Source organism: Psychrobacter sp. UBA3068, from assembly GCF_002366815.1.
In the GTDB taxonomy this organism is placed as follows: Bacteria; Pseudomonadota; Gammaproteobacteria; order Pseudomonadales; family Moraxellaceae; genus Psychrobacter; species Psychrobacter namhaensis.
Genome location: NZ_DFBY01000027.1, coordinates 119,060 through 138,527 on the forward strand (window position 1 = coordinate 119,060; position 19,468 = coordinate 138,527).

Below are 19,468 nucleotides of genomic sequence, written 5' to 3' on the forward strand. Positions count from 1 at the left end.
TGAGCGATGTATGAAACAAATTTTGAAACATTCGTTTGAGGCAGTAAGCTTGCTGACCACAAACAACGGTATGCTTGATGTTACTGTTATTCCAGCTGTTAACCAACCTGACTGGTTGATTCCAAGTAGCCTGATTTTGAGTGTGGAAAACTGTGCCGAGCGTACGTCAACCTATGACTGGCAGCAACAAGCGCTGATGGTATTTCATCTGTTACCACAGGAGCAGTCGCCAGAGACAATCGTGGTATTAGAGGGTAATACCTCAGATCACCGCTTGGCTTTGCAAACGGCAGGCGAGTTGCAACCACGCCAAGTGCGTATTTCTGAGGTGAAAGACATTGATGTCCCTGAGCAGTTCGATAACTCTGAGCCACTCAATAATATGGATACGGATGATAGGGGGTTACCCCTTAATGAAAACGTTGTGCTATCCTACCTTTTTCAAACCGTTATGATTGATGACAAAACTTACTTGGTGCCAGACTTAGATAAAATTGCGCACCAATTAATTGATTTAGACAGCTAACTTTTCATCTGTTGTTGAGTGGGTCTTTGCTTTCAAGGCGATCGTCCATGGTTAACTACTGAATCATAGCTGTTTTGTCTATCACATGCATGACAGCTAATTGATGACGAGGGTAATAGGGCAGCTCATGAGTAATGTAAATTCAAACGTATCAAAGTGGTCTGTCAGTAGCCGTATCTTTCATTGGATTAGTGCGATTTTGTTGCTAGTCACGTGGGTAATGATACTGCTGTATGACAATCTTGATAGCAACCTTTATATCGGATTGCATAAATCGTTTGGCATCAGCTTGCTGTTTTGGATGATAGCGCGGGTCATCAACCGTCTATTGACTAAAGCTCCGCCATCAGTCCCAATGCCAAAGTGGCAAGCCCTGCTGGCACACTTAACCCATTTCGGTTTGTATGCGTTATTAATCGCCATGCCAATGGCCGGCTTGTTAATGACGGTCTATGGTGGCCGACCAGTTGATATTTTTGGCTTGTTTCAGATTCCAGTGTTTGTCACCCCAGATCGCGGTTTGGCCCGCTCCTATAATGATTTGCACACTGATATTATCTGGCCTGCGATTATTGCGTTTACGCTTATCCATATTGGCGCAGCTTTGTATCATCAGTTTGTGAAAAAAGACAATTTGATAGCGCGCATGAAGTAGTCGTTTTTGTGTTACTTCTTATTAAAAAAGCCCTAAGTACGAGAATACTTAGGGCTTTTTTAGGTGCGGCATAAAGGCGTCAAGGCACAAAAGAGCGTTTGACGACGTTATTTTTTATGCTCAGGCAAACTGATATTCATCTCTAGTACATCTAAGCTGTCTTCAGAACGATGATTGATATTGACATCATCTATCTGTACGCCATTGACATACTTATTAACCACTTCTAGTATTTCACGTTTCATTTTTTCGATACGATCAACGGTTAAGCGATTATTTAAGCGATTTTCGCTAGCAACGATAACCTTAAGACGTTCAGTAGCTAAATTAGCGCTGCCTGCGCTACTACTGTCGTCAGTACCAAACAGGCTACTCCAAAATCCTTTTTTCTTAGTCATCATTAACCCCCAAACCAGCGCTGTAATAAACTTTTTTTCTTCACGTCAATATGACGTAGTGGACGTTCTTCGCCTAAGAAACGGGCGACAATGTCATCATAACACTGACCAGCAACAGAATCGGTATAATGAATAACGGGCTCACCGTGGTTAGATGCTTCGAGCACTGAATGGCTTTCAGGAACCACGCCAAGTAACGGCACTTTTAGGATATCATTCGAAATCGTATCGATATCCATCATCTCATTAGCAGCGGCACGTTCGGCATTGTAACGAGTGATAATCAAGTGCTCACGTACCGTACCTTGATTCTCTGCGACCTTTTTCGTTTGGCTTTGTAAAATACCAATAATACGATCTGAGTCACGCACTGATGAGATCTCAGGGTTGGTGACGATGATCGCTTCATCAGCATGATACATTGCTAACTGAGCCCCGCGCTCAATGCCAGCAGGCGAATCGCAGATAATATAGTCAAACTGTTTAGACAGCTCAGCCATAACCTCCGCCACACCTTCATTTGTCAACGCGTCTTTGTCACGGGTTTGACTGGCGGGAAGGATGTACAAGTTTTCGAGCTGTTTGTCTTTGACAAGGGCTTGCGACAAGCGCGCGTTACCGGTGATGACATCGACAAAATCGTAAACAATTCGGTTCTCACAACCCATGATCAAGTCTAGATTACGTAGACCCACATCAAAATCGATAACGACTGTCTTATAGCCACGCAACGCTAAACCAGCGGCAAAAGAGGCACTTGTCGTGGTTTTGCCCACACCGCCTTTACCTGAAGTGATTACAACTATCTTCGCCACAATGGCACACTCCTATGAATCAATGGGTTATCTTTATATAAATAGGGCAACGGCATGTTATTCACATACGATATATACACTACCTGCGAACCTAGCCTAGCATAAATAAACAAAAATTTATAGCAGGTCGAGACTAAAGCAGAAAAACAGTTTCTATATAGACCACACGGCCTCGTCACCTAAAATTTACCAGTTAATACCGCCTTTTTTATCTAGTAAAATAGGCATTTATGAAGAGGGTAAATAGTGGCAGAGCTAGCGATTCATCATAGAACAATTTTGTTAAATAAACTTACTATAATATTAAGTAAGCCATTTATAAGGCCGTTAAGAATCGATCAGCTTAGTCAGCCGACCCTTCTAAAAAGCGCCTAAAATACTGATGGGTGCAAATCAGTGGGTGTGTTAGGTTTCATCCATCACCGTAAACACCAGACCTTCACCTTCTATAAACCTGACTTGCACTGACTTATCAATCACGTGCTCGGGTAAGTTGTCCCGCAGGCAATAGGTGCCAGCCACCGAAACCAATGATGGATTGAAAACCTGACAAAAAATACGCGCATCTTTGTCACCAGTCGCGCCTGCAACCAGTCGACCTTGGGCACGGCCGTAGATGTGTAAGCTGTTATCAGTAATCGCTTCAGCACCGCTATTGACACTATTGGTCAAGATTAAGTCACCGCCGACGTGATTGAGGCTTTGCCCTGAGCGTAGCATTTGGTCATAAATGAGACTGGTAATTTGCTCCGTGCTCACTAGGGATTCTGCAGTGACATCAGATATCGTTGTCTCAGTGGCTGTGTCGTTGATTGCAGGGGTGTCTTTATTGTTGGCCAAATCGGCATTTTTATCCTCGGCTACTTTAGCGACCTGCGGCGCTACTTTTTTGCTCGGTAAAATACGCTCGATACGTTTGCCATCGGCGGGGAAGATTGCCAAGCGCTGTGCGCGTGCTTGTTCGTCCAGCTTGCCTGTCACTACGCCGATAGGTTGTAGACCCCATGACCATAACAGCTCTACCAATGCTGATAGGTCTTGCTCAACCTCACTATCGATGAGGATGGGGATGTTGCTCGTTTTATTGCTCAGCGTTTCAGCAAGCTGGGTTTCAATAGCGACCAGATCATCGGTACTAAACTGCAAACGTGAAAAGGTCAGCATCTTGCCATAAAAGGCCAACGCTGGTGCGGCACTCGAGGCCTGGTTATTTTTATCTAAAACTGTCATATATAAATCCTCAAGAGATAATCCTATCGCTGTACTCACGCTGCTATTTTATTATCGAACCATATTGTTTATTTACTACTGAGCCATACTTACTTTATTTATGACTAAGCCATACGCACTGTTGTTAGAAGTACAGGTTACAAATTAAGCATGTCTTGATGTTTCCACTGCTGTACTTTTACTTGAGCTTCAAACTCAGTCAGACTGTCATCAATGATACTCGAAATCAAGGTATCTAGTGCGGTATTATCAGTGTCTATATTCGCAATACCATTCGCAATCGCTACCATCAATGCGTCGAGACGCTCAGTGTCAAGCAGGCGTTTATTCAACGCGTAAACGACGTTTTCACCTATGTTATGCCCGACATGTTGTAGCTGCGATTCAATTAAACTACCAGCGATGGGTATCATGCGCAGGTAACGGCGTAACTCGGGGGTGTTGGCCAACCCTTCTTCAATAGCATGGCCCATCTCACTGGCTAACATATTGCCGCCGCCTGTTGATGCCGTCAATGCCTGTAATTTGGGTGCTAGCTCTGACCGTAGTACGGACAACAATGCGGCTTCAATTTCCGTGCGATTTCGCGCAATCGTGGATTCAATAAGTGATTTGTGCGTCTCAGGGTTGGTCAGTTGTTGCCGGAAGTTTTGGATAGCGGTTAGTATGACGCGATCAGACAGCTCTTCTAAGAGTAAGTCGATATAGAATGTAATGCGATTGATCCAGGGCTGCGGCAGTACTTGGTAGCCAAGCTGATATAAGCGCCTGCCGATGACCACTGCTCGAAACAAACGTAAGGCTCGTAGCTGCGGAAAACAACCCAGTACTTCGTACCAATGGACAAAAGGAAAAAAGAACCAGCGATAATAAACGTGTTGTTTCACTGCAATCGCCCAACGCAACAACAGCTCAAGAATTAAAAAGACGGTAAAAAAACCACCAACAGTACGCAAAGGGTCATGCAGAGTATTTTGATACCAGTTGAGCGCCTCGCTAATGCTCAGCCACCCTGCGACATTGTGACTAAAGTTACTCATCAAAATCGCATCCACACTAATCAGTAGCAGATCAATACTGATCGCAATGATCATCACGATATCATAAGTAAGTTTTAAGCGATTTGGCTTTGGGCGATTGGGTCGGGGCAGCTTATCATCTGATAAACGAGGCGACTGATTCGGCACGGGCGCTGAGTCTAGCGGTGGACTAGTAATAGGAGAGGCGGACACAGTCAAACCTTATAAGTAATCAATAGCATAAAAAATAAGCGACTCAGACAGCACATGGCCACCAAGTCAGTCATGGGAAAAAAGCCATAAGCTTATAACCATTCACATTATCAATGAATAAGGTTAAAAAACAACCCATCTTTTATTATAATTATGCACTGATTTTCTTTACGCACTCACGCTCTTAATCGTCATAAACGGCTTAAGTTTGCAGGTTTGCTTCAAACTCAGCCAGCATATCTGTAATCAGCTGGTCTTTTTCGCGCCATATTTGCTCAACCCACTCAAACATTTGCGCTTTTACGGCGGCATCGTTTTCATATCCACCATTTTGGATGCCAGTGAATAGGGCATCAGGTATCTTGATATGTCTGACATCCACACCCAAACGTTTAATATTTCCTTTCCAAAGGTCACTATAAGTCGGTACCCCATCCGGATAGACAATGGTCATATCTAACATGCCATCGATATCGTCACCTAACGCGTTAATGGCCAATGATAGACCGCCTGCGCGAGGCTTTAGGAGATGCGTATAAGGGGACTGCTGCTGTGTATGTTTGGCCTTGGTAAAGCGCGTACCCTCTAAATAATTTAATAACGTAAACGGCTTGTCTTTTAATAGGGCACAGGCACGCTTGGCTTCTTCAATGTCCTTACCTTTTAAGGCAGGATTTTTGGCGATGGCTTCTTTGGAGTATCGGCGCATCATTGGGAAATCTAAAAAGTAAAAGGCTTGGCCAACAATGGGAATGTAGATCAGTTCAAACTTGGTAAAGAATCGGGTTAACGGCAGGCGTTTTTCACTAATGTACTGCACGATACTGGTGTCGACCCAAGACTGATGGTTACTGATAAGCAAGTATTTACCATGCATATGAACGTCATCGGGTAAGTTGATGCGCCAATCTTTACGCGGCAGTATGTTGTCGATTAACGCATTGTTACTACCGATCCAGTGATTGGTGATTTTGATGACTGCTTTATCTGCAATCGGTGCGCCAGTAATCGTTTTACCGATGCCCATCAACCACAAAGGAATACTACCACCGAAGCTATTGGCTGCGATGACGCCAGTGGCTGTCGCAAGGGAAACGGCTTTGCCTAACTTTGGGGTGCGTTTGTGTATTTTTTGAATCGCAGATGTTAGTCGCATGCTAAATCCTTTTCGGTCGATCTTATGAGTATGTAGAGTATCCATTGCTGGAGATGCTTGTTTGACTACGCTCAAAGACATGTATATTTTTATGGGGTCAAAAAAGTAACATTATAAATTTTTGTCTGTAAATAAATCTATGATCAACTCAAGACGTTTTAGTCATGAGGCATCATGAGAAAACGCTAAGCATCGCTTCTAAAGACAGCCATCTATACCCGAGTGTTACTTAGCCCTTGCTATTGTTTAATTTTAGCAGAAAGGCCGCCCAGTGTACGCGTGTAAACGTGACTTGTGATACCAGTACTAAAAATCAAAAATTTGAGTATCAGAAATGTGCCCGTATAGCAATCTAGTAACGCACTCTGCACTTCTCATACACAGGTATGACAAAATATTACACATGGTTAGATGGGAGTTGCCATAATGACAACGAGTGTATATATACACCTAGAAAAAATTAATGGAAAATATTTATAAAAAGCACACTTTATCTATAACTTTTTAAGCTTAAGAGGAAATATTATGCGTAATAAATTAATGATTGCAGCAGTTGCATCAGGCCTAGCGCTTAGTGGTTGTACTACTGATCCAAACACAGGACAACAACGTCTAAATAAGACCGCACTTGGTACGCTAGTTGGCGCAGCTGGTGGTGCTACTATCTCAAAAGCAACTGGCGGCGACAAAACAGGTCGCGATGCTGCGATTGGGGCCGCTTTAGGTGCAGGTGTTGGTTATTATATGGAGCGTCAGGCTAAGCAGCTTGAGCAACAAATGGCTGGTACAGGCGTGACGGTTGAGCAAAACCCTAACACCGGTAACATCGATTTGGTTATGCCAGGTAACATCACCTTTGCCTTTGACGATGCGACTCTAAGCTCATCTTTCAAGCCAACACTGGATAAGCTGGCCTCTACCATGAACCAGTACAATAAGACCACTGTGAACATTGCTGGTCACACGGATAGCCGAGGTTCAGCGTCGTACAACATGGGTCTGTCACGTGATCGTGCTTACTCAGTGGCTAACTATCTGACGGCTCGCGGTGTCGCTTCTAATCGTATCAATGTAGTGGCTTATGGGGAATCGCGTCCAGTAGCTGATAACAGCACTGATTATGGTCGCCAGCAAAACCGCCGTGTTGAGCTAACCATTAACTCTCCACAAAGTGTTAACTAATCAATAGATTGTTAGAGATTTAACAGCTATCCCTATAGTGGTTAATTATCTTAGATAAAAGTGATCTTACTTAACACGTAAAAAAGACCAGCTTATTGCTGGTCTTTTTTTATGTTTGATTGAACCATTTTTTATTCCTGCTTAAAGGATAATTTAATAAAATCAAGAAGGAAGATGAAATTAAATATTGATAATGATTATCAATAACACTATAATTTGTAAAGTTTTCTTATTGCTGTAGTATGAAACGTCTTACTATGCATGATAACTTACTATGCATGATAAATAGTCAGTGTGGGTAGTTAAGATCTCTTGCGGTAATAGGATCTAAATGATTAATATAATGGATGCTCTTTAATCAAAACCAATTTTCTTTTGCTATATTTTTTGAGGATGTGTATGACGATTACCACAGTAACGAGCCGTAAGATTTTACCAACTACTTTAGCTGCTGCACTTGCAGGGCTGTTAATGGTATCGGGTTGCACCAAGAAAACTGCCGAAGACGCTGACACGAGCGCTGATACGCAAACAGAAGTGCAAAGTACAGAAGCGGCTGATGATACCCAGCTGTCAGCTGCCGATAAGGCTCACACTGATAGACTGATGATCAGCTATGCCAACATGGCGCATGCCGCTTATAAAGACTCGTTAGATACTGCCAAAGCGCTACAAACGGCGGTAGAAACGTACGTAGAAACGCCTACTCAAGCCAATCTTGATGCGGCAAAAGCTGCTTATAAAGCGGCACGTCAGCCTTATTCACAAACTGAGATTTTCCGTTTTGATGAAGGTTTTGTCACAGCCAATGACAAACGTGAAATTGGCAGCATCGATAGCTGGGAGGGGCAGGTAAATGCTTGGCCACTTGATGAGGCCCTGATTGATTATGTCAGTGACAGCTATGAAGGCGAGTACAGCAGTCAAGACAATATCATCAACAGTGATAGCATTACGGTTGGGAGCGTCAAGCAAGATACCAGCACCATTACCCCTGAGCTGTTAGCAGAAATGAATGAGATTGGTGGTAGTGAAGCCAATGTGACTACTGGCTATCACGCCATTGAGTTCATGCTATGGGGTCAAGACACGAATGGGGTCGGCGAAGGTGCAGGCAATCGTCCGGTAAGCGACTATGTAACTAAAGCTGGTGAATGTACCAGTGGTGATACGGTCAATGAAGATGCGAGCATATGTGAGCGCCGTGGTGAGTTTTTAAAAGCCGCCGCTCAGTTACTGGTGGATGACTTAACAGCGATGGAAGCTGAGTGGCAGCCTGAAAGTGAAAATACCTTACGCAGCGACCTTATGGCACGTAAATATGACAATGGTTTGCGTCAGATTATGTACCAGATGGGCAGCTTAGCACTTGGTGAGCTTGCGTCTGAGCGTATGCAGGTCGCATTTGTCACAGGCTCTACTGAAGATGAGCACGAGTGTTTTAGTGACTTGACGCATCTTAGCTATGCTAATAATGCTCGCGGGATTCAAAATGTCTTTAACGGTAGCTATAAGACAGTCGCTGGTAAAACAGTCGGGGGTTATGGCGTGAAAGACTACCTTATAGACACGGGTAACCAAGAAGCCGCTGATAAGTTGGCTACTGATTTCGCTAACGTAGAAGCTGCCTTTAACGTGCTTGTTGAAAAAGCGGAAAAAGAAGGCATCAAGGTTGATCAAATGATTGCTACCGCAGGTCAAGTTAGCGACCAAGGGATTTCAGCTGAAGAACAAAATGTCCGCCGCAGTTGGATTGAAAATAGCATTACCAGCTTACAAGAGCTGACGGCTGGTATCGAAAATGCGGCAAAAGCGGTGGGTATTGATAACTTAGATGCTGACGCAGGGTCGCAATTTTAAGTTAAGAGATATGTGCTTAAAACAGCCAACTGAATCTACTTATAATGCCTAAGCAGTCGTTATAAGTCAGTGAGGATGATTTGGCTAGAAAAATAATTTAGGTATAATACACACGTTGTCGACCGCTGTTGGCAACGTGTTTTTTATACCGTATTAAAATAGCCTGATAGGTCAGTGCGCAGCTGTGCCCTGTCGACTAGATGTTCGGCACTTTATAGCACGCGATTTTAATGGTTCTATACTAGAACTAAGGTACTCTCTATGAACACCAAAGATGTCTTAAAAGCCAAACAACCTGCCTTGTTCTACTCTTCTTTTATCAACAAAAGCGTGCCAGCAAAGCTGACACTTGGGGTGATTTTCACTCTGTTTCTCAGTGCCTGTCAGCCGACTGACGGAGTGTCTGACGATGCTGCTATTAATAAAGAGGGGGCAGTCGATCACCAAGCTTTAGCGCCTGAACGACGCCAAACCATCGAGGCGCTGGCTGGCGTACCACTACAGCAGTTGGTAAGCTTTGATCCGCAAGAGATTAAGCAAGGCGGCGATACAGGTATCAGTATCAGTAGTGCCGAGAGTTACTCCAAACCTTCATCAAATTTGACGGCTTCGCGTAAAGGGTCTTTTTTTATTGGGAATGCCTTCTTTCGGCAACCATGGGTGATCGCCCCTGCTAGCACGGATAGCCGAGATGGTCTGGGGGCTTTATTTAATGTCGCTGCTTGCCAGTCTTGTCACGTCAAAGACGGTCGGGGACATGCGCCTATGAGTATGGATGACGATGCTGACAGTTTGCTTATTCGTCTGGCGATGCCAGCAACCACGGATGAGCAGCGCCAGCAATTGCAGAACTCACTGATCGAAAAAGTCGCTCATCCTATGTATGGTGGACAGCTACAAGATCGTGGTATTCAAGGCGTACCTGCCGAAGCGAGAATTGCGGTACAGTGGACAGATAAAACGGTTACTTTTACCGACGGTCATGTCGAAACGTTGCGCGCACCTACTTTTAATTTGACCAAGCCAGGTTATGGCCCATTTGACGATGAATTGATGGTATCACCGCGTGTTGCCTTACCAATGATTGGTCTTGGGCTGCTCGAACAAATACCTGACGAAGACATTAAAAAACAAGCCATCGATAACAATAATAACAGCGATATCAGTGGAAAATTTAACTGGGTGATGGATCCGCAAACTGGCAAGCATGCGCTAGGACGCTTTGGCTGGAAAGCTGGGCAAACCAAATTGCTTACCCAAAACCAAAGCGCCTTTAATGAAGATATGGGTCTGACGTCAAATATCCGCCCGCACGAGTCATGTATGCCGACACAAACGGCTTGTGTGAAGGCGACGACTGGCGCGGATGAGCAAGGGGATGGTAGGCCGCCTGTTGAAGTCAATAATGAGGTGGCAAAATTTGTCGAATTTTATACACGCAATTTAGCCGTACCGCATCGCCGCAATGCTGATGACAAACTGGTGCTGGCTGGCAAAAAACGCTTTTATGATATGGGCTGTCAAAGTTGTCACACGCCAAGGTATCAACTGCCAAAAACCGATGACGACCATCTTGAGCAGCATGGACAAGTGATTTATCCTTATACGGACTTACTACTTCATGACATGGGGGATGATCTTGCTGATCGTACGATTGCTGGCAAACTGCCACCTAAAGATGCCCAAGTTGAATTCTTAGCCAACTCATACGAATGGCGTACGCCCGCTTTATGGGGCATTGGTCTTGCCCAAACCGTTGATCCACAAGCGACGTTTTTGCATGATGGCCGCGCTCGTACCCTCATGGAAGCAGTGTTATGGCATGGCGGAGAAGCACAAGAACAACAGAAAAAAGTACTTAACCTTGACAAACAAGGACGGGCTGAACTGAACGCGTTTTTAAAATCATTATAAAAACCATGTAAATAACTACCTATAAAATTACCGAGAAATTTATGAAAATAAACCATGCTTTAGCAATGGCGTTGTCTGCCTTGAGTGCTGGATTGCTGATCAGCTGTGTAAAACCGGCTGATGAGAGTAAAGCGCCAGACGTGGATAGCCAAAAGGTGGCACAAGATAGCGCTACCTCTGCCAGTGCAACAGAAGGTGCGGGAGGCACTATTGCTCAAATAACGGCAGTAGATATTAGCGCCGAAACTGAACAAACCTACCTGACCCACGTGGCAAATGATATTGTCATCCCAGCATATGCGGACGTGGCTAAGCAAAGTGATGCACTGCATGATTTGGCCCAAAAGCACTGTCAGAAGGCCCCTGTCAGCGGTGAAGAGCTACAAGCGCTGCGCGATCAATGGCTGGTGTTGGCACAAGCATGGGCACGTGCGGAGATGATTAATTTTGGTCCAGCAACCGCCAGTATGAGCAATCTGTACATCAATTATTATCCGGACGAGCGCGGACTGGTGCATAGCGGCGTGGCAGAGCTGATTGCGGCCAACCCAACACTCAGCCCTGAACAGCTCGCTAATGAGAGCGCTATCGTCCAAGGGGTGCCAGGTTTAGAAGAAGCGTTATATGCCAATGACAGTTTAGATGCGAGTCAGTGTGCTTATGTGATAAGCGCAAGCAGTGCCTTGAGCACACGTTTAAAAGACATTGAGAAAAACTGGCAGCAGAATTCTACCGAATTACTGGCGATTGATAAGACGGCTGAAAGTGACCAAGGGCTAAATCAATGGTTTAACTCTTTGCTATCCTTAGTTGAGACCATGAAATCTAATGCCATTGAACAGCCATTGGGCTTAACAGGAAAAGCCAAAGGCCATGTGCCAGCTGCTACTGCTGGACAAAGCCGTGCTATTATCAATGCTAAATTGGCCACTTTAAACACAGCGCTGACCGACCCCGTCTTAACCGCTATTTTGAGCAGTAACAACGAAAACAACGTGGCTGATAGTTTATCGACGGCGCTTGCCGAAACCACGACATTATTGGCACAGATGCCAGAAGACTTAACCACCGCTGATAAAGCCGCGCAGCAAAAGTTGCTGGATCATCTGACTACGATTACGCGCCTCATAAAGCGTCAATTGATTCCGACACTTGGGATTCGTGTGGGTTTTAATAGTACTGATGGCGATTAAACAATGCAGACTATCAGAGCCAAGCCCGCCGTAACAATGACTAAGCATTTCTATAAACCTGATGAGTTAGAAAACAGACCAGTAGATAAAAAGTTTGCTCATGAACTGCTGGCGACGTCAGTGTTGACAATAATTGGCACAGCAGGGCTGGTCGGTATACATCATCGCTCGCGCAAACAACGGCATCCTGACGCAAGTTTGCAAGATTATGTGACTGGCTTTCGTTCACAGTTATCCTTGCTACCGTCCGCCTTGAAGCCGCAGTTAACGCGCTTGCGCTATGCTTGCCAGCAGGCAACGAGAGCGTGGCAATGCGCTTATGATGCTGCCTCGTTAGTGGATAACGATAACGGCAATAGCTCGACCAACTTTAGCGCTGTACATACCACCACCATGCTAGCGCGTCCCGTTTGTTGGGTGAGCGGTGTGGCGTCCATGCCAAAAAATATCGCATCGATAAAAGATAAAAATGCCACCACCGATGCGCATGATTTTGGGGTAGTCGGTATCGATGCAGACAGGCAAATTGTCTGGCAAACCACCATGCCTGAACGTGTCCATGACATCGTCGTTCAGCCAGATTTTCATGAACAAAGTGAGTTTGACCATAAGCCTCAAAGCCGTGATGTGGTGGTGATGGGTCGCCGTCCCAGTGAAAAATTCTGGGTACTCGATACACAAACAGGACAGGTAAAGGCTGCCATCCAAGCTACGACCAATCGACATTTTTATGGTCATGCGTGCTATAGCTTAGATAGCAAATGGCTCTATGTGACTGAGAATGACACGGTACACTTGGACGGCAAAATTGGTGTCTATGATGCTTATCATGGTTACAGAAAAATAGCTGAATTCGACTCGCACGGCATCGGCCCACATGAGCTGATCATGCATCCTGATGGTGACACTTTGGTGATCGCCAATGGGGGTATTAAAACCGAACAGGCTTCTCGCGAAGAACTCAATTTAGACACCATGCGCCCGTCGCTGGTTTATTTAAACCGTCATAACGGTACATTGCTTGAACAAATCACACCTGAGCACAATCAGATGAGCGTGCGTCATCTCGCCATGCATGATAATGGCACTGTGATGATTGGTATTCAGTTTCAGGGAGAAAGGCACATTAATGTGCCACTTGTCCTGACGCACAAACGCGGAGATCCTAATTTTAGTCCCTTAGTCATGCCGAACAATCAATGGCAGCGCTTTCATCAATATATCGCCAGTGTGGCGGTGGATAGTGAGCGTAATCATTTGTGTGTGACCACACCGATTGGTGGCTGTGCGGCAATCTTTGATTTAACGACGCGTACTTTGATTGATGTTGTCAGTTTGCCAGACTGCGCTGGGGCAGCAATAATAGCTGGCAAGACAGGCAGTAATCGGGAAAAATTAGGATTTATCGTGAGTGATGGGCAAGGTCAATTAACCACGTTATGCGTGACTCATTTATCAACGACCGCATTAGAGACTAGTGACAATATTGAGCGTGTGCTGACAGATAGCCAACTCCAGAGGATGTCTTTTGACAACCATTTGCAGGCGCTTTGAGAATGAGTTTACTGCCAGAACAGAGTACCCCTTTATTAGAGAGTGCTATTCAGCGTTTGGCAAGGGCAGGGATTGAGCTATGCGTGACCAAAAAGCGCGTTAAAAACATCAATTTTCGACTAAAGCCACATTTATTGATGGTATCTGTACCAAAATTTATTAGTACGGTACAGATGGGGCAGGCTATTGCTAAGCGGGTGCCGTGGGCCATTGCTAACCACGCGCAAGTGTTGGAACAACATCAGCGCAAACAAAGCGCCGCACCCGAATTGTCAACTGCTGAGAGTCCGCTTCTGTTGTGGGGTATGGCGCAACCATTTACTTTAAACCACGATGAAAAATTGGCGTATTATCGGCGGCAACTTTCCACAGTAATGCCTACGTTATTTGAAAAGTGGCAGCCAATCGTTGGCGCTCAAGCCAATGAGATACGGTTAAAAAAAATGCATACACGTTGGGGCAGTTGCAACACGCGTGCGCGCCGAATCTGGCTCTCGGTTTATCTCCCTGCTTATCCCATTGAGTGCACCGAATATGTGATCGTCCATGAGCTATGCCACTTGCATCATGCCAATCACAGTCCTGCATTTTGGCAAACGGTGGCGACAGCGATGCCTGACTATCAGCGCTGGCATAACCTATTGGCTGGTAAAACGGGTCAGTTAGACTAGGCCTCTCACGTAAACCATGTAGACTGTTTTAGTAAGCCTGTTATGATAAGACATAATAGTAGTGGCAGTTTCATTTAAATAATACAGTTAGGCATACAAGGATGTCATATGGAACAGGTCAGTCAAGCCGAGTTTTGGCAGCAGCGTTATGAGCAAGACAGCACTGGTTGGGATATGGGTAAAATATCACCGCCACTCAAAGCCTATATTGATCAGCTACCTGAGAGTGCCAAAAATCAGGCCATTTTAGTACCAGGTGCAGGCAATGCTTACGAAGTTGGCTACTTACACGAGCAAGGTTTTACCAATGTGACATTGGTTGATTTCGCGCCTGCCCCAATTGAGGCGTTTGCAGCGCGTTATCCGCATTTTCCCTCTACGCATTTAATCTGTGCGGACTTTTTTAGTTTGTCAGATGCGCAATATCAATTTGACTGGATACTGGAGCAGACGTTTTTTTGTGCGATCAATCCAGCAAGACGTGATGAGTATGTGCAGCAGATGGCGGCGCTGCTTAAGTCTAACGGTAAACTGGTGGGATTACTATTCAACAAAGATTTTGGACAAGCAGAGCCACCATTCGGTGGCACGCAAGCGGAGTATCAGCAGCGTTTTGCCCCCTATTTTGATATTGAGATGATGGAGCCGAGCGATAACTCGCATCCAGCACGGCAGGGCAGTGAGCTGTTTATTAAGATGCGCGTAAAAGACTGATCTCACGCTCCATATTTTTTCGAGCTTGTTGCTCTAATCGCTCATAGTAGTGTGGGGTGAGATAGAGTTTGGGATGCGCTAATAATTTCTGTAACACCGTCACTCGACCGATTCGGTAATCGATGACGGAAATATGCGCGTACTCTTGGCGTACCGCGCGCGCATAACGTTCATACTCAGGCCAAGGCGTTCCTAAAACACTTAAGTCCATATCTAACAAATAGGACGCATCACTGCGTTTATCATCGTCTGTCAATTCGCTAAGTTGATGAGTGGCAGTCATTAAAATAAGCGCATAGATATATCGACATTGCTCATCATTCAGATATTCCTTTAACTTATCTACTGCGTGCTCAGCGCTTTTAAGCTCGTTGTCTGAGCGTATCGGATTATATATTACATCGTGGTAATACAGCGCCAAAGCGATGAGATGTGGCTTGTGGAGATGCGAGACAATCTGTTCGAACTGTTCAAACAGCTGCCGCACGTGACGTAAAGTGTGATAAGCGCGCTGGGTTTCGTTGTAATGAACAGCGATATCTCGCCACAGTGTTTTTGTCTCTGTTGGTAGGACATCACGGTTGATCGCAGATAAATGCTGAGCAAAACGATTGCCCAGTTCAGTATTTATTTGCGAAAACTCGTGCATATTTATCCTGTTTTTTATAGTGACGACGACTCATTAGGATTGTTAACTTTTATTGGCATCCTCTTCAAAAGCTTGTTTAAACACTTTACCGAGCAAATTGACATCATCGACACGGGCATAATTTAGACGGGTGACAAAAGCGATATGACGATGTGGTCCTTCCTCTGCTAGTGGCACTGCAACTGCGTTGCGGTTTTGCAGATGCAACTGATCCAGCGCCATCTCAGGTACCAACGTCGTACCCATATTGGCGAGTGCCATCTGAATTAAGGTATTAAGACTGGCATCAGAAAAACTGGATTTCATCTGCGCGCGGTCAAAGTGACAGACAGAGAGCGTTTGGTCAGTTAAGCAATGACCTTCACCCAATAACATAAGATTGGCAGTGGCCAGCTCATCAGCATCAATAGTGTCTAGCTTGGCGTGCGCATCATTTTTTGGAAAAACCGCAAAAAAGTCTTCACTCCAAAACTCAAAGCTATGCAGCCCATCTACGGCATAAGGGAGCGCAATGATCGCGGTATCAATATGACCATAACGTACTTGCTCGAGCAGGCGCTCTGTTTGTTGTTCAACGATGGTCATACGAAATTCTGGATAGTTTTTTCGTAGCGCAGGCAACACTTTTGGGAGCAAGTACGGGGCAATGGTGGGAATAATGCCAACCGTCATCGGGTACGCGAGCGGCGATTGATGGCTGTGCGCTCGTGTGGTTAAATCGTGTACCTCAGAAAAAACCCGCTGCGCCCGGGTCAGAATATCTTCACCGATAGGGGTGATTAAGACCTGTTTGTTATTGCGTTCAAAAATTTGAGTGTCCAGTTGTCTTTCTAACTCTGCGATCCCCAAGCTCAGCGCAGATTGTGAGATATTACAGTCTTCTGCCGCCCGTTTAAAATGACGGTGCTTAGCGACTGCTAAGGCAAATTCAAGTTGACGTAAAGTAATCATAAAACCTCTCTGTTAATGGGCTTTTATCGCAATTGATTCCGCTGTGTCATTCGATAGATGAGTACCCTATCATTTGTTTTGAGAATTTCTAATAAGTAGGTACTTACGTATAGTACACTGATGATGAAAAGCAGAGATAATAGTTTAACAAGTTTAATAAAACAAAACATCACATTAAAAACTTTTAACTGGATTAACGATAGAATTCGCGTATAGTTTGTCAGGTAGCCCAGAGCATTAAAGGCTTAATTGAAACAACCTTATAAATAAATTTCGTTTAACTTAACTATAAAGGAGCCAATCATGGCGTCTATTATCAATCAAGAAATCCCAGAATTTTCAGCAGAAGCCTATGTAAACGGTGAGTTTAAAACCATCACCTCAGAAGACGTTAAAGGCGGTTGGGCTATTTTCCTATTCTACCCAGCTGACTTTACCTTTGTTTGCCCAACTGAACTTGAAGACATGGCAAGCCACTATGAAGAGCTAAAAGGCTTAGGCGTAGAAGTTTACTCAGTATCAACAGATACCCACTTCACGCATAAAGCATGGCATGACTCTTCAGACGCAATCGGTAAAGTAAACTACCCAATGATCGGCGATCCTACTGGTAAAATCACTCGTGGCTTCAACGTCATGATTGAAGAAGCTGGTTTGGCTGAGCGCGGTACATTCTTAGTGGATCCTGATGGCTTAATTCAAGTCGCTGAAATCCATGCTGGTGGTATCGGCCGTAGTGCAAAAGATATGCTACGTAAAGTAAAAGCGGCACAATATGTTCGTGAAAATGATGGCGAAGTATGTCCAGCAGCTTGGGAACAAGGCGGCGATACGCTAAAACCAAGTCTTGATCTTGTTGGTAAAATCTAAGAACAAGGTTAGTCTAAAATTAGTTAGTCCAAAATTAAAAGTATCTTAGTATTTATCCCATAAAGATAACTATTAAAATATGACAAAGGCTCTATCGGCAATGGTCGATAGAGCCTTTTTTAGCACTGCCAAATTTTAGCACTGCCAAAAACGGGTTTGCCTCAGTAAGCCAATGCTTTATAAAACTCCTTTTATTTTTAACACAATTTACTATGCGTTAAGTTGGGATAGGTTGCTTACATCACCGTCACATACTGTCACGTAAGGCTGTTTGTCTTGTACGTCTGACTCGTTATGCTAGTCATAAATAAATGAGTAAGAAATATCCTTGAGCCTAAGTCTAATAATGGCTCGAAACCTAATGTGCAAAAACAGTGCATATAAATCGGGCGGAAAAAGAGCCGCATAAGCGCAAATATAAACAAAGCAAAGTAAGAAAAAAATTTGCCCATTACGACTTTATAAACTTATGAATAGTAAAAAAACATTAAAAAAGGAGTGATTATGAGTAACAACCAAACATCTGATAAAGAGTTCCCTAAACAGCAACAGTCATTACCTGGTTCACAGCAGGAGCAGACGCCAACCCCTGAGGTCTTACCGCGCGACTATCCAAACGGTAAACTTGCCGGAAAGGTGGCGGTGGTCACGGGCGCGGATAGTGGGATCGGCCAAGCAGTTGCGATACTGTTTGCCAAAGAAGGCGCAAATGTGGTGGTCAGCTATCTATGCGAAGAAGACGATGCCAACATTACCAAGCAGCATATCGAGTCCTACGACCAGCGCTGCCTTTTGGTCGCCTCTGATTTATCGCAAGAATCTAACTGTCAGGCGCTCATCGATGCCGCTATTTCTGAATTTGGCAAAATTGATATTTTAGTCAACAATGCAGGTATGCAGGTTGAGCAAGAGTCGCTCACTGACATCAGTAGTGAGCAGTTTGATAAAACCCTTCATACCAATTTTTATCCGCATTTTTGGTTGAGTAAGTTTGCGTTGCCGCACATGAAGGCTGGCAGTAGCATCATCAATACCACCTCCATTACTGCCTATCGTGGTAGTGACCGTTTAATTGATTATGCTTCCACCAAGGGCGCGATTTTATCTTTTACGCGGGCGTTGGCCAATAACTTAATGAGTGAGAAAAAAGGCATCCGCGTCAACGGAGTGGCACCAGGCCCTATTTGGACACCGCTTATCGTAGCGTCATTTAGTCCTGAAGAAGTAGAAAGTTTTGGACAAACCACGCCTATGGGACGTGCCGGTCAGCCCAATGAAGTAGCTCCTGCTTACTTATATTTAGCAAGTGACGAGGCAAGCTATGTTACTGGACAAGTCATGCACGTGAATGGCGGTGAGATTATTGGTGGGTAAGCATTGGTTAATGACAGGGTTAGAAAACCACCAATAAATCGTCCTAAATAATCAATAAAATAGCCGCCTATGTGTCAGTTAATTGTTTAACCATGCACATAAGCGGCTACTTACTCGCATAAAGCCATAACTACAAAACGTATGCAGGCTAGCTCAAGGATTGTAGTTTGTTTTTTTCAATGGCTTTATAAATTTCATCTTTCAGGTACAGCTTTCGTCGCTTCATGTGTTCTATTTCTTCGTCACGACTGGCATGTTGTACCACATCTTTTTCAAGTTGATTGATTTTCTCATCAAGCTGAGTATGCTCGTCGAAAATATTCGCAAAGTGGCTGTCTTTCTGCTTAAGTTCAGCAATGACTTCTCTATTGTCTTGCCTAGTATCAGTCTTTCTCATCGGGTCATCCTTGTTATAAAACGCAATATTGCAGTAAGCAAACGCGTATTTCGTTAAGATTTTATGATTGTGAGACTTGATTCTTACGGGGCTTTATCGCATTTAAACTAACCACGATAAGGCCCAT

At 44.5% G+C, this 19,468-nt stretch carries 19 protein-coding genes; 11 read left to right on the forward strand and 8 right to left on the reverse strand.

Annotated features, from left to right (window positions below; translation table 11 throughout):
• The first annotated feature begins 10 nt into the window (after window positions 1-10).
• The gene (locus B2P60_RS07205; RefSeq protein WP_198333841.1) at window positions 11-526 is read left to right on the forward strand and encodes a hypothetical protein; all 516 of its coding nucleotides are present in this window, start codon (window positions 11-13) and stop codon (window positions 524-526) included.
• Window positions 527-653: 127 nt separating this feature from the next.
• Window positions 654-1,181 (forward strand): cytochrome b, encoded by a 528-nt coding sequence (locus B2P60_RS07210; protein WP_198333842.1) that lies wholly within the window; start codon window positions 654-656, stop codon window positions 1,179-1,181.
• A gap of 107 nt (window positions 1,182-1,288) precedes the next feature.
• Here the strand turns inward: B2P60_RS07210 and minE are convergent, their stop codons facing one another.
• The 5 genes from minE to B2P60_RS07235 all read right to left on the reverse strand — a co-directional run bounded on the left by minE (window position 1,289) and on the right by B2P60_RS07235 (window position 6,012).
• Entirely contained in the window at window positions 1,289-1,579 is a 291-nt protein-coding gene (gene minE, locus B2P60_RS07215) for a cell division topological specificity factor MinE (RefSeq protein WP_193005267.1), read from the reverse strand.
• 2 nt (window positions 1,580-1,581) lie between these two features.
• Window positions 1,582-2,394 (reverse strand): septum site-determining protein MinD, encoded by an 813-nt coding sequence (minD, locus tag B2P60_RS07220; protein WP_193005268.1) that lies wholly within the window; start codon window positions 2,392-2,394, stop codon window positions 1,582-1,584.
• A 405-nt stretch (window positions 2,395-2,799) separates the two neighbouring features.
• Complete coding sequence (gene minC, locus B2P60_RS07225; RefSeq protein WP_286740269.1) at window positions 2,800-3,624, reverse strand: septum site-determining protein MinC; 825 nt, start codon at window positions 3,622-3,624, stop codon at window positions 2,800-2,802.
• 137 nt (window positions 3,625-3,761) lie between these two features.
• Window positions 3,762-4,856, reverse strand: a complete 1,095-nt coding sequence (locus tag B2P60_RS07230; RefSeq protein WP_286740270.1) for a hypothetical protein — start codon at window positions 4,854-4,856, stop codon at window positions 3,762-3,764.
• A 202-nt stretch (window positions 4,857-5,058) separates the two neighbouring features.
• Window positions 5,059-6,012 carry an acyltransferase gene (locus tag B2P60_RS07235; protein WP_286740272.1) on the reverse strand — a complete coding sequence of 318 codons (954 nt, stop codon included), beginning with the start codon at window positions 6,010-6,012 and terminating at the stop codon, window positions 5,059-5,061.
• A gap of 525 nt (window positions 6,013-6,537) precedes the next feature.
• Between B2P60_RS07235 and B2P60_RS07240 the strand changes: the two genes are divergently transcribed.
• From B2P60_RS07240 to B2P60_RS07270, 7 genes are all read left to right on the forward strand, one after another.
• On the forward strand, window positions 6,538-7,194 hold the full coding sequence (locus B2P60_RS07240; RefSeq protein ID WP_286740273.1) for an OmpA family protein: 657 nt from the start codon (window positions 6,538-6,540) through the stop codon (window positions 7,192-7,194).
• Window positions 7,195-7,593: 399 nt separating this feature from the next.
• Window positions 7,594-9,054 carry an imelysin family protein gene (locus B2P60_RS07245; protein ID WP_286740274.1) on the forward strand — a complete coding sequence of 487 codons (1,461 nt, stop codon included), beginning with the start codon at window positions 7,594-7,596 and terminating at the stop codon, window positions 9,052-9,054.
• Between the two features lie 261 nt (window positions 9,055-9,315).
• Complete coding sequence (locus B2P60_RS07250; protein ID WP_286740275.1) at window positions 9,316-10,968, forward strand: di-heme oxidoredictase family protein; 1,653 nt, start codon at window positions 9,316-9,318, stop codon at window positions 10,966-10,968.
• A 41-nt stretch (window positions 10,969-11,009) separates the two neighbouring features.
• On the forward strand, window positions 11,010-12,161 hold the full coding sequence (locus tag B2P60_RS07255; protein ID WP_286740276.1) for an imelysin family protein: 1,152 nt from the start codon (window positions 11,010-11,012) through the stop codon (window positions 12,159-12,161).
• Window positions 12,162-12,164: 3 nt separating this feature from the next.
• Entirely contained in the window at window positions 12,165-13,715 is a 1,551-nt protein-coding gene (locus tag B2P60_RS07260; protein WP_286740277.1) for a DUF1513 domain-containing protein, read from the forward strand.
• 2 nt (window positions 13,716-13,717) lie between these two features.
• Window positions 13,718-14,386, forward strand: a complete 669-nt coding sequence (locus B2P60_RS07265; RefSeq protein WP_286740279.1) for a M48 family metallopeptidase — start codon at window positions 13,718-13,720, stop codon at window positions 14,384-14,386.
• Between the two features lie 108 nt (window positions 14,387-14,494).
• On the forward strand, window positions 14,495-15,100 hold the full coding sequence (locus tag B2P60_RS07270) for a methyltransferase domain-containing protein (protein ID WP_286740281.1): 606 nt from the start codon (window positions 14,495-14,497) through the stop codon (window positions 15,098-15,100).
• Here B2P60_RS07270 and B2P60_RS07275 read toward each other — a convergent pair.
• Window positions 15,078-15,749, reverse strand: a complete 672-nt coding sequence (locus B2P60_RS07275) for a hypothetical protein (RefSeq protein ID WP_286740283.1) — start codon at window positions 15,747-15,749, stop codon at window positions 15,078-15,080. The two genes, B2P60_RS07270 and B2P60_RS07275, sit on opposite strands and share 23 nt — an antisense overlap.
• A 42-nt stretch (window positions 15,750-15,791) precedes the next feature.
• On the reverse strand, window positions 15,792-16,700 hold the full coding sequence (locus B2P60_RS07280; RefSeq protein ID WP_286740285.1) for a hydrogen peroxide-inducible genes activator: 909 nt from the start codon (window positions 16,698-16,700) through the stop codon (window positions 15,792-15,794).
• A gap of 303 nt (window positions 16,701-17,003) precedes the next feature.
• Between B2P60_RS07280 and ahpC the strand changes: the two genes are divergently transcribed.
• Window positions 17,004-17,570, forward strand: coding sequence for an alkyl hydroperoxide reductase subunit C (ahpC, locus tag B2P60_RS07285; RefSeq protein WP_193005281.1), 567 nt, complete (start codon window positions 17,004-17,006; stop codon window positions 17,568-17,570).
• Between the two features lie 504 nt (window positions 17,571-18,074).
• Window positions 18,075-18,944, forward strand: a complete 870-nt coding sequence (locus B2P60_RS07290) for a glucose 1-dehydrogenase (RefSeq protein ID WP_286740288.1) — start codon at window positions 18,075-18,077, stop codon at window positions 18,942-18,944.
• 148 nt (window positions 18,945-19,092) lie between these two features.
• Here the strand turns inward: B2P60_RS07290 and B2P60_RS07295 are convergent, their stop codons facing one another.
• The gene (locus tag B2P60_RS07295) at window positions 19,093-19,341 is read right to left on the reverse strand and encodes a YdcH family protein (protein WP_193005283.1); all 249 of its coding nucleotides are present in this window, start codon (window positions 19,339-19,341) and stop codon (window positions 19,093-19,095) included.
• Window positions 19,342-19,468 lie beyond the last annotated feature (127 nt).

What these genes read in the sequence shown, in the direction of transcription:
- B2P60_RS07205 (WP_198333841.1), top strand. Translation starts at nt 11, where the DNA reads ATGAAACAAATTTTGAAACATTCGTTTGAGGCAGTAAGCTTGCTGACC.
- B2P60_RS07210 (WP_198333842.1), top strand. Translation starts at nt 654, where the DNA reads ATGAGTAATGTAAATTCAAACGTATCAAAGTGGTCTGTCAGTAGCCGT.
- minE (WP_193005267.1), bottom strand. Translation starts at nt 1,579, where the DNA reads ATGACTAAGAAAAAAGGATTTTGGAGTAGCCTGTTTGGTACTGACGAC.
- minC (WP_286740269.1), bottom strand. Translation starts at nt 3,624, where the DNA reads ATGACAGTTTTAGATAAAAATAACCAGGCCTCGAGTGCCGCACCAGCG.
- B2P60_RS07235 (WP_286740272.1), bottom strand. Translation starts at nt 6,012, where the DNA reads ATGCGACTAACATCTGCGATTCAAAAAATACACAAACGCACCCCAAAG.
- B2P60_RS07240 (WP_286740273.1), top strand. Translation starts at nt 6,538, where the DNA reads ATGCGTAATAAATTAATGATTGCAGCAGTTGCATCAGGCCTAGCGCTT.
- B2P60_RS07245 (WP_286740274.1), top strand. Translation starts at nt 7,594, where the DNA reads ATGACGATTACCACAGTAACGAGCCGTAAGATTTTACCAACTACTTTA.
- B2P60_RS07250 (WP_286740275.1), top strand. Translation starts at nt 9,316, where the DNA reads ATGAACACCAAAGATGTCTTAAAAGCCAAACAACCTGCCTTGTTCTAC.
- B2P60_RS07255 (WP_286740276.1), top strand. Translation starts at nt 11,010, where the DNA reads ATGAAAATAAACCATGCTTTAGCAATGGCGTTGTCTGCCTTGAGTGCT.
- B2P60_RS07260 (WP_286740277.1), top strand. Translation starts at nt 12,165, where the DNA reads ATGCAGACTATCAGAGCCAAGCCCGCCGTAACAATGACTAAGCATTTC.
- B2P60_RS07265 (WP_286740279.1), top strand. Translation starts at nt 13,718, where the DNA reads ATGAGTTTACTGCCAGAACAGAGTACCCCTTTATTAGAGAGTGCTATT.
- B2P60_RS07270 (WP_286740281.1), top strand. Translation starts at nt 14,495, where the DNA reads ATGGAACAGGTCAGTCAAGCCGAGTTTTGGCAGCAGCGTTATGAGCAA.
- B2P60_RS07275 (WP_286740283.1), bottom strand. Translation starts at nt 15,749, where the DNA reads ATGCACGAGTTTTCGCAAATAAATACTGAACTGGGCAATCGTTTTGCT.
- B2P60_RS07280 (WP_286740285.1), bottom strand. Translation starts at nt 16,700, where the DNA reads ATGATTACTTTACGTCAACTTGAATTTGCCTTAGCAGTCGCTAAGCAC.
- ahpC (WP_193005281.1), top strand. Translation starts at nt 17,004, where the DNA reads ATGGCGTCTATTATCAATCAAGAAATCCCAGAATTTTCAGCAGAAGCC.
- B2P60_RS07290 (WP_286740288.1), top strand. Translation starts at nt 18,075, where the DNA reads ATGAGTAACAACCAAACATCTGATAAAGAGTTCCCTAAACAGCAACAG.
- B2P60_RS07295 (WP_193005283.1), bottom strand. Translation starts at nt 19,341, where the DNA reads ATGAGAAAGACTGATACTAGGCAAGACAATAGAGAAGTCATTGCTGAA.